The sequence below is a fragment of the Streptosporangium sp. NPDC003464 genome, from assembly GCF_053588315.1.
The window spans coordinates 1-14,442 of the sequence record NZ_JBSFPS010000014.1; the positions used below are offsets into that span (position 1 = coordinate 1).

Sequence of the window (14,442 nt, forward strand, 5' to 3'; positions counted from 1 at the left end):
GGTGGAACACCCGCCCAGTCCGGTAGTGGTTCGCATCTCCTCCTCCACTCCGGAGGGAGGAAGCCGGCGGTGCCGGAAGCCGCGACGATGCCGCCGACGATGGCACAGGTGGTGTCGACATCACCCCCAGCTGTCGCGGTGGTCCACATGGCCGCTTCAAAGTCATGACGTTCGCGAGCCGTCACCCAGAGCGTGAAGGGAACCGTGTCGTGCGCGCTGACCTGCCGCCCGTTGCCCAGCACCTGGGCGGCAAGCACGGGATCCCTGATGGTGAGGAGTTGGCGAGCCTCGGCGATACCTTCCTGGACCATGCTCGCGGGCACATGTTCCCTGACCCTGTCGAGAAACCGCCCTGGGGAGAGATCGGGTTCCCTGACCGCCGTCGCCGCGGCCACGGCAACGGCAACGGCACCGGCCACCGCTTCCGAGTGCGTGTGAGTGACCTGCGCCGACAAGGCTGCCTGTCGGACGACTTCCGCGAGATCCTCCGCGAGCCAGGCACCAAGTGGTGCCACCCGCATCGCGGCGCCGTTGCCCCACGAGCCTTTGCCGTCGAACAACTCGGACGAAAGTGTCCGCCAGTCGCCTCCTTCACGGATAAGGCGGAGCATCCGATTGGTGGCCGGGCCGTATCCACGATCGAAGTCGTGGCGGCCGGCGAAACCCGCAGCGAGCTTGTCCTGATCGACAACACCGTGATCAGCCAGGACGCGATAGATGGAGCACGCCATCTCGGTGTCATCGGTCCACTGCCATGGGGCGGACGGAAGCAGACGGCCGGAGAGAGCGTGACGATTGGCCGGAACGAAGAGCTGCGAACCAAAGGCGTCGCCGAGGGCCAGGCCGTGCAGAGAGGCCGTGGCACGCGCAGAAGGAGTGATTGACATCTCTCGAAGGCTCCCATATCCGCGCGCTGAAAAAAGGGGAACCACGTCCGCGCGCTGAAAGGGGGGACCACGTCGGCCCCTCCCCCGTCGGCCGAGGCCGTCCCGCCTCCAAGCACCGCCTGATCGTCGACACCCACGGCACACCCCTGGCCGTCTCCCTCACCGGCCGCAACCACCATGACGTCACCCAACTCCGGCCGCTGCTCCGGCCGCTGCTGGACAAGATCCCGCCGATCCACGGCCTCCGTGGCCTCCGCGGCCGTCCCGTCGCAAGCCCCGGCGACTGCATGCCGACCGCGCTGAAGGCTTGTCGACGACAGCCGGCGCCGCGGTCTGGTAAGCCGCGGCGCCCAGCAGGGTCAATCGACTACGTTCAGCCGGTTCGGGATGGTGTTGAGCTCCTCCGGGCCGGCTGCCGTCAGCAGCACGGTGCCGCCGATGCAGACGCGCTTGCCGTCGCGCAGAGCGTTGGGCTCGAACGCGAAGGCGTGTCCCTCGGTGATCTCGAAGTCGCCGTCGAGTCCCTTGCCGCTCGGCAGTTTCTCCAGGTGCGACAGCGCCGGGTCGACCTCCGGGTGCAGGCGGGTGGCGCTGTTGTAGAGCGGCGAGACCGTCTGGACCATCGGGCCGGTGTTCCAGGTGCGGGAGCGGTGCAGCGGCTCCTCCATGACCGCCGCGAGCTCGGAGAAGCGGAGCCCGGGACGCAGCGCGGCCAGGCCGGCCTGGTAGGACTCCAGGCAGACCTCCTCCAGCTCACGGAGCAGCGCGTCCGGCTCGCCGAGGGACACGTCGATCTGCTGCTGCGACTCCATGCCCCCGTAGAACGCGAAGATCTCCGCCGCGATGGTGTCGCCGCGCCGGAGCACGTGCGGGGCGCCGCCCATGCCGAACCACTCGGGGATGTTCCAGGCGAAGCGCGACGCTCCCGCGCGCTCCAGCATGAACGGCCAGCGCGCCCAGCCGCCGCCGGCGATGATCGCGTGGAAGGAGGCGGCGGCGATCTCATGCTCGTTCGCGCCTTCGTGTACCTTTCCGACGAACGCCGCGCAGGCCGCCTCGCCGAGCTCCGCGGCCCGGCGCAGGAGGACCTGCTCCTCGGGGCTCTTGACGAGCGCGAGCGACTCGTACGCGCCGGAGATGTCGACCCAGGTGACGTCGGGGAGCAGCGAGAGCACGCGCGTCCACTCGCCGAACGGGATGACTCCGGACCAGTCGCCGACGAACCGGCTGGTGAGACCCACGACGCCGAGCGCCGTCCGGTCCAGGCCGCGTTCCCGCACCGCGTCGGCGAGGTTGGCGAGCGTGTCCCCGGGCACCCAGTCGGCGACCCAGCGTTCCCAGCGGGCGCCCGGCTCGTCGAAGCGGCCGAGGGGAACGTCCCCGACCAGCAGGAGCGGGTCGCCGGTCCGGGTGAACAGCACGACCGAGTGGGTGACCTCGTTGGTGATGTAGGAGTCGGCGGAGTCCCGGCCGTAGCCGAACACGACCACTCCGTCGAGCCCGGAGCGTTCCAGCAGGGCCCGGATCGAGGCCCAGCGGCGGTCACGCTCGCGCAGGCTCAGGGTGGGGTACTTGACGGTCGTCTCTTCCAAGATTTCAGTCATGCGAGTGCTCTGTTCTCTCTTTGGTTGACGACGTGGTTGACGACGTGGTTGACGGCAGGAGGGACGGTGGGAGGGCCGCGACGAGCTCGCGCAGGCGACGCGCGCTCTCCCTGATGAATTCGAGCGGCTCGCCCGGTGCGACCGGCGCTCTGAGCCGGTGCAGGTCCGGCGCGGAGCCGGCCGCGGCACGAGCCTCGTACGCCCGTGTCAGCCGTACGACCTCCAGCGCCTCCGCGGCGGTCAGGTCCGGATGTGCCCGCAGCCAGCGTTCGTCGTCGATGTGCAGCGACATCTCGGCGCGGCTGCCGATGATGCCCTCGATCGAGAGCATCACGTCGCGGCCGGCGAGCGGCGCGAGCAGCGCGGGCCAGTCGATCACACCCTGGCCGACGGGGAGCAGGAACCGGCCGATGCCCTCGTCGGTGAACGCCAGGGCGACGTCGCGGATGTGGGTGGCCCGCACGTAGGGCGCGGCGCGGTGCATCGCGCGCACCGGGTCCTCGCAGCGCACGAGCACGTTCGCGGTGTCGAAGGTGATGCCGAGCACGTCGGCGCCCACCGCCTCCACGATCCGGACCAGCTCGAACGTCGTGATCTCCTCGTGCGTCTCGATGTCGAGACGCACGCCGGCGTCCCGGGCGACCGGCGCGACCTTGCCGAGGAAACGCTCGATGGCGGCCAGCTGCCGCGGCCAGCTCACGTCGGTCCGGAAGCGGTCGCAGGCGTACAGCCCGCTGAGGCGGAACTGGTAGTTCGCCGTCGCGGTCCACAGCTCCCGGATGCCGGCGTCCGCGGCGGCGGTGATCATCCGTCGCAGGCCGAGGAGGTAGTCCCCGTCGCCGAGGGCGCGGACCGCGGGTGATTCGGGGTTGGCGAACGGGTTCACCTTCCCCACCCCCGCCTCGACCCGCAGGCCCAGCGCCGTCGCGGCCTGTACGGCGTCGCGCAGTTCCGCCGGGTCGAGGTTCTCGCTCAGTTCGAGCACCGACCGGAAGAACACGCCGTCCAGGCCGAGCGCCGCCGCCTGCTCGAGCAGCCAGACCGCTCCCCTCCCCGGCGCGCCGGGGAACTTGGAGCTGTCGACACCGACTCTCAGCATGGTCGCTACTCCGCGCCCGGCTGGTCGGCACCGGCGGGCTGGAGGTCGACGAGGCCGTGGTCGAAGACGTTCAGCGGGTCGTAGCGGCGCTTCAGCTCGACCAGCCGGTCGTACTTCGGACCGTAGATCGCGCGGGCGCCGCCCTCGTCCTCCTGCTCGGAGGTGAAGTTGACGTAACTGCCGTTCTCCCATTCCGAGACGGCGGCCGAGAATCGCCTGACCCACGCCACCAGCGCCTCGCGCTCGTCCGGGTACTCCCAGTCGGCGCCGATGTTGCCGGCCCAGCGGGAGTGGATGCCCGAGGTGGAGTCGTCCGCGTGGTCGCGCGGCTGGAGCCGGCCGGCGATGAGCTCGAACGGGCACATCGTCTGGTGCGTGATGAACGAACTGGAGTTGAGCGAGCGCCCGGGGTAGGCGTCCACGTGCTCGATGGCGAGGTCGAGCAGCTCGTCGGGGAGTTCGCCGAAGGCGACATGCCGCCAGTAGTGCGCGATGCCGTAGCGGAACTCGTCGTCGGTCGCGTGCTGCAGCGTCACGTGCGGGATGGAGCGCACGGTGTGATAGATCGGGTCGCCGGTCCGGAACATCGGCGCGCTGAGCGCGGGCTCGTCGGCCGGATCGCCGTAGGTGACGGTCGCCACCGAGATGATCGGCCTGCCACGGTGCTCGCGGGGCAGTTGCGACCAGTACTCCGGGCTGCGGTAGAGCCGCACGTAGGTCCCGACGTTGTCCGGCATCGCCGGCCCCTGCTCGCGGAACAGTTGCAGCACCTGCTTGCGTGACTCCGCCGGGTAGAGGGAGAGGCGCACCGTCGCCAGGCCGGGGAGGTCCACGTAGCCGAAGACGAACTCGGTCGCGATCCCGAAGTTGTGCCCCGCGCCCTTGAGCCCCCAGAACAGGTCGGGGTCGCTGTCGGCGTTGACGCGGCGCACCTCGCCGTCCGCGGTGACGAGCTCCACCTCGCGCAGGAAGTCGACCGTGGAGCCGAACATGCGGGAGAGGTAGCCCATGCCGCCGCCGAGGGTGAGGCCGGCCACGCCGGTGTGGGAGACGACGCCGGCCGGCAGGGCGATGTCGTACGGCTCCGCCGCGCGGTCCACGTCGCCCCAGCGGCAGCCGGCGCCCACGGTGATCGTCCGCGCCTCCGTGTCGATGGACACCGACCGCATCAGCCCGGTGTCGATCAGCACGCTGCCGTCCGCGACGCTGGTCCCGGCGAGATTGTGCCCTCCGCCCCGGACGGTCAGCGGGTAGGCGTTGGCGACGCACCAGCGGAGCGCGTCCGCGACGTCGGCCGTGCTCGTGCAGCGCACGATCGCCGCCGGGTGCTGGTCGATGTCGGCGTTCCAGACGCGGCGCAGCGACTCGTACCCCGGCTGGCCCGGGTACACCACGTCGCAGCCGACGGCGGACGCGAGGCTGTTCAGGACCTCGGGTTCGTGCATGTGGTGAGTTCTCCTTCACTGGCGAGGGTTGAGTTTCGGAGGTCGAGGAGGGCGCGGAGCTCGGCGAGCGATTCGCCGAGGAACGCGCGCAGCTCCGGCCCGGCCGGGCCGGAGCGCCGCAGTCCGTCGAGCCCCGGCCAGACGCCGGCGGCGGCGTTGGCCGCGTGCAGTGCCGCGAGCGACCGCAGCTCCTCCAGGTCGGAGGCGGTCATGTCGGGATGGGCCGGCCACCACCGCGGGTCGTCGGGCAGCAGCGACATCTCCGCCCGGGTGCCGCCGACGCCCTCGATGACGAGGTCGATCTCCGGCTGCGCGTCCAGGAGCGTGTCGAGCAGCCGCGGCCAGTCGGTCATCCCGCGGCCGATCGGCATGAGGAACCGGGAGAGCCCCTCCTCCGCGTCGGCGAGGATCGCGTCGCGCAGATGCGTCATGTGGGTGTACGGCGCGACCCGGGCGACGGCCGGTCCGATGAGCTCGCCGCGGACGACCAGGTTCGCCGGGTCGAGGCAGACGCCGAGCACGTCGGGGCCGACCCGGTCGATCAGGCGCAGGATCTCGAAGGTCGTGATCTCCTCGTGCGTCTCGATGTTGAGGCGCACGCCGTACTCGCGGAGCACGGGCGCGAGGGAGAGCAGGAGGTCGCGGGTCGCGGCGAGCTGGTCGGCCCAGTCCACGTCGGTGCGGAAACGGTCGAAGCTGAGCAGCCCGGGGTACGGCTTGAAGCCGCCGGTGGCCGTCCAGGCCTCGGTCCAGCCGTGCTCGGCGCACAGGCGGATCAGCCGTTCCATGCCGGCCAGGTAGCTGCCGCCCCCGAGGTCCCGGACGCGCGGCAGCTCCGCGGTCATGTACGGGTTGACCTTGCCGAGCCCGAGCTGGACGAACATCCCGCGGTCCCGGGCCTCCTGGGCGAACGCGCCGATCGCGCCCGGGTCGAGTTCGGGGAAGGCTCCGTCGACCGTGCGCACGAGGATGCCTTCGAACCCGAGCCCCGCCACGGCGTCGAGGGTCGTGAGCGGGTCCGCGCCCAGCAGGGAGGAGCCACCGGAGAACTTGACGTCGGCGCCGATCCTGGTCATCGCGTCCCCTCCGCCCGCAGCCTGCGCAGCTCTCGGCGCTCGCGCTCGTACGCCGGGTCGGGGATGGGCACGGCTTCGAGCAGCGCGCGCGTGTAGTCGGCTTGGGGGCTGTCGTAGATCTCGGCGACGCTGCCCGAGTCGACGACGCGGCCGTGATGGAGCACGACGACGCGGCTGCACAGGTACTTCACGACCGCGAGGTCGTGGGAGACGAAGAGCACGGTCAGGTTGAGCTGCTTCTGCATGTCCTTGAGCAGGTTGAGCACCTGGGCCTGCACCGAGACGTCGAGCGCGGAGACCGGTTCGTCGCACAGCAGCACCCGCGGCCCGACGACCAGCGCGCGCACGATCGCGATGCGTTGCCGCTGGCCGCCCGAGAAGTCTCTCGGATAGCGGCTCAGATGCTCGGCGTCCAGCCCGACCAGGCGGAGCAGGTCGAGGATCCGCTCCATCCGCTCGCGGGACGAGAAGCCGCCCATGACGAGCATCGGCTCCTCCAGCAACTGCCGTACGGTCATCCGCGGGTCGAGGCTCGAGTACGGGTCCTGGAAGACCATCTGCACCTCGCGGCGGTAGCGGTGCAGCTCGCCGCGGCCCGGTCGTGCCGGATCGATGCCGTCGTAGCGGATGCTGCCGGAGTCCTCCCGTTCGAGGCCGATCAGGCAGCGGATGATCGTCGACTTGCCCGAGCCGGACTCGCCGACGAGGCCGACGATCTCGCCCTCGGCGATCTCGAAGCTCACGTCGTCCAGCGCCTGGTGCGTGCGGCGGCCGGAGCCGAACCGTTTCGAGAGGCCGTCGACCTGGAACAGCACTCTGCTCATACCGGGGGCCTTTCCGTCGCCATGAAGTCCTCGACCGTCTGCAGCCGGGTGTTCGGGTCCGCGTCGAGGCGAGGGATCGAGCCGATCAGCCCGCGGGTGTACGCGTGCTGTGGGTTCTCGAACAGCTCGTCGACCGGGCGGTCCTCCACGAGGTGACCCCGGTACATCACCGCGACGCGGTTGGCCAGGCCGGCGACGATCGCGAGGTCGTGCGTGATGAAGAGCACGGCGAGGTTCATCTCGCGCGACATGGTCTCGATGAGGTCGAGCACCTGCTCCTGGACCCGTACGTCCAAGGCGGTCGTCGGCTCGTCGGCGATGAGCAGGCGCGGCTCGGCGATGAGGGCGGCCGCCATGACGACGCGCTGCCGCATGCCGCCGGAGAACTGGCCGGGATAGGCCTTCAGCCGCTCCTTCGCCTTCGGCACGCCGAGCCGGTCGAGCATCTCGGCCGCTCGCCGCAGCGCCTCGCGGCGCGCGACGCCGCGCACCAGGAGCGGCTCGGCCACCTGCTGCCCGATCGTGAGCACGGGGTTGAGCGCGGTCATCGGATCCTGGAAGATCATCGAGATCTCGCTCCCGCGGACGCGCTGCATCCGGCGCTCCCCGGCGCCGAGCAGTTCGGTCCCGTCCCACCGGATCGAGCCGTCGTAGGTGAGGGAACGGTTCAGCTGCAGGACGGCGCGGGCCGTGATCGACTTGCCGGAGCCCGACTCGCCGACCAGCGCGACGCGCTCGCCCGGGCAGATCGCCAGGGTGAGCCCTTCGACGACCGTGAGGTCGCCCGCGCCTCCTCCGATGCGTGCTCGCTCGGGCACGCGCACGCTGAGGTTCTGGATGCTGAGCACGGCCTCGGTCATCGGACACTCCTTGAGGTCGGGTCGACGAAGCCGCGCACGGCGTCGCCGACGAGACCGAAGGCGATGGCGGAGATCGTGATGGCGATGCCGGGGAAGAGAGCCACCCACCACGCGCTCGTGATGAACTGCTGTCCCTGGGCGACGAGCGACCCCCAGTCCGGGCTCGGCGGGGGTGCGCCGACGCCGAGGAAGGCGAGGCCCGCCATCATCACGATGGTGCCGGAGATCTCCATGCTCGCCTGCACGTACACCGCGTCCATCGAGTTGGGCAGCACGTGCCGGAGCATGAGCCGGAGCCGCGAGACCCCGAGCACCTGGGCCGCCTCGACGTAGGAGCCGCTCATCGTCTCGCGCAGGATGCCCCGCACCAGCCGGGCGGTGCCCGGCCACGAGGTCGCGACCATCGCGATGATGATCGACCCGAGCGACGGGCCGATCGCGGCGGCCAGGCCGAGGGCGAGCACGAGCGACGGGATGGACATGAAGATGTCGCACGCGCGCATGACGGCCTCGTCGGCCCAGCGTGGCAGCAGCGCGGCGACGCTCGCGACGAGGACGCCGGTGATCATCGACAGCACCACGATGCCCACGGCCGCGAGCAGCGTCGTCCCCGCGCCGGCGAGGATACGGGAGAACACGTCGCGCCCGGCGTCGTCGGTCCCGAGCAGGTGACCTGAGCCGGGTGCCAGGAGCGCGTTCGCCGGGTCGACCTCGTAGGGCGAGAACGGCGTGACGAACGGGCCGACCGCGGAGAGCAGCAGCAGGAGCGCGACGCCGGCGAACGCGGAGCGGTCGACCAGGGCGACGCGCCGGCCGAAGAGCCGGCGGATCCCACCGCCGATGCTCCGGCCGACCGCGGCCGTGGACAGGTCGATCCCGCCGGGAACGCTGAGGGGTTCACGGGTCTCGGTCATGCTGAGGGGTTCGCGGGTCTCGGTCATGCTGAGGGGTTCGCGGGTCTCGGTCATGCTGAGGGGTTCGCGGGTCTCGGTCATCAGGCAGCTCTCAGGTGGTTGGTCCGCACCCGCGGGTCGAGGAGCATCTGCAGCAGATCGACGACCACCGAGGAGACGATGAAGACGAAACCGACGACGAGCACCGCACCCAGCACGGCGAACGTGTCGTTGTTGACGATGGCCTTGTACATGTAGCTGCCGATTCCTGGGAACGAGAACACCGCCTCCACGAGCACGGAGGCGCTGACCATCCAGCCGAACTGCATGCCGAAGATCGTCAGCGTCGAGCCCATGGCGGCGCGGAGCGCGTGGCGCACGACCACCCGCCGGCGCGGGACGCCCTTCGAGATCGCGAAGTCGATGTAGTCGGAGTGCAGAGCGGAGATCATGTTCGACCGCACGTTCCGCGCCAGCGTGGCGATGAACGGGACGCTCAGGGCCAGGGCGGGGAGGATGAGGTGCGCGAGCGAGTCCTGCAGGTTCGCGAGGTTTCCGAACAGGATCGAGTCGAGCACGGTGAACCCGGTCACGTCGGGTGGTGCCATCCCCACGCTGTTCGTGCCGGAGAGCGGGAACCAGCCGAGGAGGAACCCGAGCGTCCAGCGGAGCATGATCGCAAACCAGAAGATCGGGACTCCGCCGGCCAGGACGAGGATGAGACGGGCGGCGACGTCCGCCGCCCGCCCCTGCGAGACCGCCGCGACGACACCCAGCGGGACCGCCACCAGCACGGTGATCAGCATCCCCGCGAGCACCAGCTGAACCGTGTTGGGGAGCGCCGCGGCCAGATCGCTGGCCACCCCCTGGTGCGTGTAGGCGGAGCTGCCGAGGTCACCGGCGGCCGCGCGGGCGAGGTAGCTGCCGTACTGGGCGACCAGGGACTGGTCCAGACCCATCGCGTGCCGGACCTGCTCGACCTGCTCGGCCGAGGCGAAGCGGCCCGCGGCCACCCGGGCGGGATCGCCCGGGATCAGCTTCGACATCAGGAACACGATCGTCGCGACGCCCCAGCCGGACAGCAACGCCAGGCCGATCCGTCGGATCACGAAGACGAACATCAGCGACCGTCCGATTACTTCGCCAGCAGCAGCTGACTGACGTCGAAGGTTGGGCTCGTGGGCGTGTACGGGATCTTCGCCACCTTGGCGTTCCTGGCGCCGTTCACCGTCGGCCAGGCGATGTACACCGCGGCGTGGTCGTCCACGATCTGCTTCTGCGCGCTCACGTAGGCCTCGCAGGCCGCTGCCGGGTCCTTGGCGGTGGAGGCTGCCGCGAGGAGGCTGTCGACCTGCGGGTTGTCGTACCGCGCGCCGTTCGTCTGGCCGATCGCCTTGGAGTTCCAGGAACGGTCCAGGACGGCGCCGGCATCAGGGTACGGTGCGAAATCCCACGCGATCGAGATGTCCGGGGTCGTCGCCGCGGTGGAGATCAGCTGCAGGTACTGGGGGAAGGTCGCCGTCTTGACCTTCACCACGAGGCCGATCTCGCGGAGGCTGTTCTCCAGGAGTGTCCCGGCGAGCTTGAATTCCGGGACCGCCGGGTCGTAGGCGATCGTCACCGTCGCTCCGGCCGCTCCCGCCTCACTGAGGAGCTGTTCCGCCTTGGCCACGTCGTGTGTGGGCTTGGGACCGTCGTAAACACAGTCCATGCCACGGGGGGTGACGCTCCGGGCGATCTCTCCGGAGCCTTGCAGCGCGGTCTTGATGTGGCCCTCGTAGTCGTAGGCGAGCTGGATCGCCTCGCGCACCCGAGGGTCGCCGGTGACCTTGCCCTGCGTGTTCATCAGGCCCAGGGTCACGCGCGTCGAGGGCATCGAGTAGCCTTCCAGGCCGGCCTTGCCGTTGAGCTGCTTGATGTCGAGGGGAGCGAGGCCCCACCCGAGATCGACGTTCCCCGTGAGGAGCTCGTCCCTGAGCAGGCTGCTCTCGTTGATCATGCGGAGCACGATGTTCTGCGGCCGGCGGCTGTCCGTCGCCCAGTACTTGCCGAACCGGGAGAGGCTCACCTCCTGGTTCGCCTTGTATCCGCTCAACGTGTACGGGCCGGACCCCGCGTCGTGCGTCGCCAGCCACTGCTGAGCGTGGTCGGTGCCCTCGTTGCCCCGCACGACCTTGGAGTCGACGATGTAGAGGTAGCTGAGACCCGCGAGGAAGCTCACGCTCGGCCGGGTGAACGTGATGGTGACGTGGGTGTCGTCGATGACCTTCGATGAAGCGTACGAAGGAATGAAGGCGTCGCTCCCGGAGGCGATCCGCTCCGCCCGGTCCAGGGTGTACTTCACGTCCTCGGCCGTGAACTTGTTCCCGGAGTGGAAGACCACATCGTCGCGGAGCGTGAGGGTCACGGCTGTCGCGTCGGAGTTGAACTCCCAGGAGGTGGCCAGCTTGGGGATCATCTTGGACTCGGAGTCGAATCCGACCAGACGGTCGTAGAACGCGTTGATGAAGATGTCGTTGTCAGCGTTCGACGACTGCAGGGGATCGAGGGTTTCGAGCGAGGCCTGGCCGGCGGCCACGATGGTCTCCGCCTTCGTTCCGGTGCCGCTGTCCTTCGAAGGGGCGGACAGCCCGCACGACGCCAGCGCCGGTGCCGCCGTTACGCAAAGGACTGCGAGAATGGCTCGCTTCGTAGCGCGACCTTTCATGTCGGGTTCCTCTCTCAGATGTGCTGGGGGGATTGTGTGGAGGGTTCGACGGCCGACCGGGGAACGTCCGATCGGGTGGAGAGAGAGCGCCGCGAGACCCACCGGTCGGCGCGGAGCACGTCGCGGGCCACGGGCGGGGCGGCGACGGCCTCCGCCGCACCGTGGGCGCCGACCACGACGAGGTCGGCAGGACCGCCGGCGCGCAGGCCGTAGTCCTGCACGCCGAGGGCGGCCGCCGCGCGGTCGGTCACGAGGCCGAGGGCGAGGGCGAGGCTGTCGTCGGTGAACAGGCTGTTACGGTGGGCGACAGTCCGCGCCAGGTCCAGTGGGTCCCCGGAGCCGAACGGCCACCAGCTGTCGCGGATGTTGTCGGTTCCCGAGAAGACATTGACGCCACGTCGCACGAGTGCGAGCACGGGCGGGACGGGGCCGGCGGGCCCGTTGGTCATGATCGATATTCGCCGCTCGGCGAGCACGCCGGCGATCTCGTCGAAGTCGCGCTCCCCCAGCCGGCCCAGCCCGTACGCGTGGCTGAGCGCCACGGAGCCCTGCATGCCGTATGCGGCGACGCGATCGGCGATCGCCCGGTACTCGGCGAGCGCCGCAGGGCCGTCCTCGTGCAGGTGAATGTCGATTCCGGCGCCGTGGCGGGCCGCCAGCGCGAAGACCGCATCGAGGTGGCCGTCGAGGTCTCCGTCGAGGGAATGGGGGTCCAGCCCGCCGACGACGTCCGCGCCGAGGCGCATCGCCTCTTCGAGCAGGTCCGCCACTCCGGGTGCCGAGACGATTCCGCTCTGCGGGAAGGCGACGATCTGCACGTTCAGGCAACCGGCGAACGTCTCGCGGAGCCGCAGCATCCGCTTCAGCCCGCCGAGCCCGATGTCGGGGTCGATGTCGACGTGAGCGCGTAACGTACCGGTTCCGAACTCGACCATCGTGCGGGCGAGGCTGAACGCGCGTTCGTCGGCGGTGTGGTCGAGCGCGGTGCGACACGCCTTCTCCAGCTCGATGCGCTCCCGGATGCTGCCACCGGGAACGTGCGGCTGCCATTCCCCGCCGAAGAAGGTCTTGTCGAGGTGGGCGTGACCGTTGACGAGCGGCGGGAGGACAAGACGCCCCGCGAGATCCTCGAACGGTCCGGCGACAGGGTGGGAGCCGGCCGGCCTGATCTCCCGGATGACCGTGTCCGCGATCTCGATGTCGACGAGGCCGCCGTCTCGAAGACGTCCGTTTCGAAGGGTCGTTTGACTCACATCGATCCTCTCAGCTCCGCTGTTGGCATACACAGTCGCAGACAGAATCACGTTTGTCACGGTTCCTGAGGCTCGTTACGCCGTTGTTGTATACCAAATGGAAATCGCGGCGGAACGGGGCCCGGCGGGCGAGGGGTTCGATCACGCCTAGAATGAGTCGCCGGAGCACGGAGGTTGAGGGTGTCCATTCCAGAGCAGGAACGACCGCCGACGGCCGAGGGGGAACCGGTCGACACACCCGGACTCTCCCTCGACCAGCTGGCCTACGAGTGGGTGCGCGAGCGGATCATCGACGGCACCTACAGACCGGGCGCGCGCATCCGCGAGCGGACGGTGGCCGAAGAGCTCGGCATCTCTCGCATCCCCATCCGCGAGGCGTTCCCGCGACTGGAGAGCGAGGGGTTCATCCGCAGCGTGCCCCGGCGCGGCGCGGTGGTCGCCTCGCTGACGGTGCGGGATGTGAACGAGCTCTACGATGTGCGCGCCTCGCTCGAGGTGCTCGCCACCCGGCTCGCGGCCGAGCAGTGCTGGCTCGGCGCGTCCGCCGAGATTCTCCGGGAGATCCTCGACGAGGCGGAGAGAGCCGTCACCGCCAACGACGGCGCGCTGCTGTCAGCCACCAACTCGCGCTTCCACGCCGCGATCCTGACGCTCTCGGACAACCAGCTGCTGCAAGATCTCATGGCGCCGATCCTCGGGCGCGTGAACCGGCTCTTCTACATCGTGCCCGAGAGCGACCAGGTCAACTTCCACCACGAGCACGCCGAGCTCTACCGGGCGATCTCGGCCGGCCAGGTGGAGCTGGCCGCCGCCTTGGCCTTCGCCCACGTGGAGCACAGCCGGCGCGACACCCTCCCGATCGTGCAGTCACTCCTCGACGAGACGCAGTCACCCCAGCCGACGGGCGCCCGCCATATGATCAGGCGCACGCCATAGGCCTACCTGATCCACAGGCTCTACCGACGGCTCCTCCAGAGCCAAGTCGTGCCGTTCGAGCCACCGCCGGACCAGCACCGGCAGGTCGGCACCACGTACCGGCCGCCGGACCAGCACATCCGATCTGCGTAAGGCGTCAAGCCGAGTTGGCGTCTGCGGGCCGCTGACTGTTTTCGCGAGGGGATCGGGTGCGACTGTTTTTTCACGAGGGGGTCGGATGCCAGACTGCCGATCATGAGTGGTGGACAGTCCTCCGTCGTGGTCCGGCCCTACCGAGACGAAGACCGTGATGCCATCGTCACGCTGGCCCCGCGCCTGACCGAGGGGGTCGCGGCCTGGCGGGATGCCGCTGCCGTATCCGTCGCCGTGCGCGGCTGGGTCACCGGTTCCCTGGGCCAGGGCAACAGCGACGGCCACGGCGTGCTGGTGGCGGTCCGCGACGGGCGTGTCGCGGGCTTTGTCACCGTGACCACCCGCCGGCACTTCACCGGCCAGGTGGACGCCTATATCGGAGAGCTCGTCGTCTCTGCCGAGGCAGAACGCATGGGGATCGGGCGTGCCTTGGTGAACGCCGCCGAGTCCTGGGCGCGCGACCACGGCCTGCAGCGCATCACGTTGGAGACCGGTGCGGCCAATGTCCGCGCCCGAAGTTTCTACCGGGCGCTGGGATACGCGGAGGAGGAGGTGCGGCTGAGCAGACCGGTATCGGTTGACGATCAGGCGGCGTCAGCGTTGTCCGATGACACCGTCCCTGATGGTGGTCGGCCACCCGCAGGCGGGAACGCCGCGGACTCGTCGTAGAGCTTGCGTTCCCGCGGGCGGTGAAACAGGCAGCCGAGCATCCGGACCGCTGCCGGC

General features: G+C 69.8%; 13 protein-coding genes and 1 pseudogene. 3 read left to right on the plus strand and 11 right to left on the minus strand.

Going from position 1 to position 14,442, the window contains the following annotated elements; translation table 11 throughout:
• On the minus strand, positions 1 to 887 hold an 887-nt coding region (locus tag ACWDS7_RS05370; RefSeq protein ID WP_451928232.1), incomplete at its 3' end, for an ADP-ribosylglycohydrolase family protein.
• On the opposite strand from ACWDS7_RS05370, the pseudogene ACWDS7_RS05375 reads away from it, so the two are divergent.
• Positions 887 to 1,185: pseudogene (locus tag ACWDS7_RS05375) on the plus strand (transposase); the annotation flags it as partial. The gene ACWDS7_RS05370 and the pseudogene ACWDS7_RS05375 overlap by 1 nt on opposite strands.
• 61 nt (positions 1,186 to 1,246) lie before the next feature.
• Here ACWDS7_RS05375 and ACWDS7_RS05380 read toward each other — a convergent pair.
• From ACWDS7_RS05380 to ACWDS7_RS05425, 10 genes are all read right to left on the minus strand, one after another.
• Complete coding sequence (locus ACWDS7_RS05380) at positions 1,247 to 2,491, minus strand: M24 family metallopeptidase (RefSeq protein WP_451928233.1); 1,245 nt, start codon at positions 2,489 to 2,491, stop codon at positions 1,247 to 1,249.
• Positions 2,484 to 3,590: a sugar phosphate isomerase/epimerase family protein gene (locus ACWDS7_RS05385; protein WP_451928234.1), complete on the minus strand. Its 1,107-nt coding sequence runs from the start codon at positions 3,588 to 3,590 to the stop codon at positions 2,484 to 2,486. The genes ACWDS7_RS05380 and ACWDS7_RS05385 overlap by 8 nt, the downstream gene beginning before the upstream one ends.
• A gap of 5 nt (positions 3,591 to 3,595) precedes the next feature.
• Positions 3,596 to 5,035: an FAD-binding oxidoreductase gene (locus tag ACWDS7_RS05390; protein WP_451928235.1), complete on the minus strand. Its 1,440-nt coding sequence runs from the start codon at positions 5,033 to 5,035 to the stop codon at positions 3,596 to 3,598.
• Complete coding sequence (locus ACWDS7_RS05395; protein ID WP_451928236.1) at positions 5,014 to 6,111, minus strand: sugar phosphate isomerase/epimerase family protein; 1,098 nt, start codon at positions 6,109 to 6,111, stop codon at positions 5,014 to 5,016. The genes ACWDS7_RS05390 and ACWDS7_RS05395 overlap by 22 nt, the downstream gene beginning before the upstream one ends.
• Positions 6,108 to 6,935, minus strand: a complete 828-nt coding sequence (locus tag ACWDS7_RS05400; protein ID WP_451928237.1) for an ATP-binding cassette domain-containing protein — start codon at positions 6,933 to 6,935, stop codon at positions 6,108 to 6,110. Before ACWDS7_RS05400 ends, ACWDS7_RS05395 begins: the two co-directional genes overlap by 4 nt.
• Positions 6,932 to 7,795, minus strand: a complete 864-nt coding sequence (locus ACWDS7_RS05405) for an ABC transporter ATP-binding protein (RefSeq protein ID WP_451928238.1) — start codon at positions 7,793 to 7,795, stop codon at positions 6,932 to 6,934. The genes ACWDS7_RS05400 and ACWDS7_RS05405 overlap by 4 nt, the downstream gene beginning before the upstream one ends.
• Positions 7,792 to 8,790 carry an ABC transporter permease gene (locus ACWDS7_RS05410; RefSeq protein ID WP_451928239.1) on the minus strand — a complete coding sequence of 333 codons (999 nt, stop codon included), beginning with the start codon at positions 8,788 to 8,790 and terminating at the stop codon, positions 7,792 to 7,794. Before ACWDS7_RS05410 ends, ACWDS7_RS05405 begins: the two co-directional genes overlap by 4 nt.
• A complete protein-coding gene (locus ACWDS7_RS05415; protein WP_451928240.1) occupies positions 8,790 to 9,797 on the minus strand; it encodes an ABC transporter permease in 1,008 nt (335 codons plus the stop codon). The genes ACWDS7_RS05410 and ACWDS7_RS05415 overlap by 1 nt, the downstream gene beginning before the upstream one ends.
• A 26-nt stretch (positions 9,798 to 9,823) precedes the next feature.
• Entirely contained in the window at positions 9,824 to 11,266 is a 1,443-nt protein-coding gene (locus ACWDS7_RS05420) for an ABC transporter substrate-binding protein (RefSeq protein ID WP_451928241.1), read from the minus strand.
• A 143-nt stretch (positions 11,267 to 11,409) separates the two neighbouring features.
• The gene (locus ACWDS7_RS05425; protein WP_451928242.1) at positions 11,410 to 12,648 is read right to left on the minus strand and encodes an amidohydrolase; all 1,239 of its coding nucleotides are present in this window, start codon (positions 12,646 to 12,648) and stop codon (positions 11,410 to 11,412) included.
• A gap of 180 nt (positions 12,649 to 12,828) precedes the next feature.
• Here ACWDS7_RS05425 and ACWDS7_RS05430 point away from each other — a divergent pair, with 180 nt between their 5' ends.
• Both ACWDS7_RS05430 and ACWDS7_RS05435 read left to right on the plus strand, forming a co-directional pair.
• Positions 12,829 to 13,584, plus strand: a complete 756-nt coding sequence (locus ACWDS7_RS05430; RefSeq protein WP_451928243.1) for a GntR family transcriptional regulator — start codon at positions 12,829 to 12,831, stop codon at positions 13,582 to 13,584.
• A 234-nt stretch (positions 13,585 to 13,818) separates the two neighbouring features.
• Positions 13,819 to 14,385, plus strand: a complete 567-nt coding sequence (locus ACWDS7_RS05435) for an N-acetyltransferase family protein (RefSeq protein WP_451928244.1) — start codon at positions 13,819 to 13,821, stop codon at positions 14,383 to 14,385.
• The last annotated feature ends 57 nt before the right edge of the window (positions 14,386 to 14,442 follow it).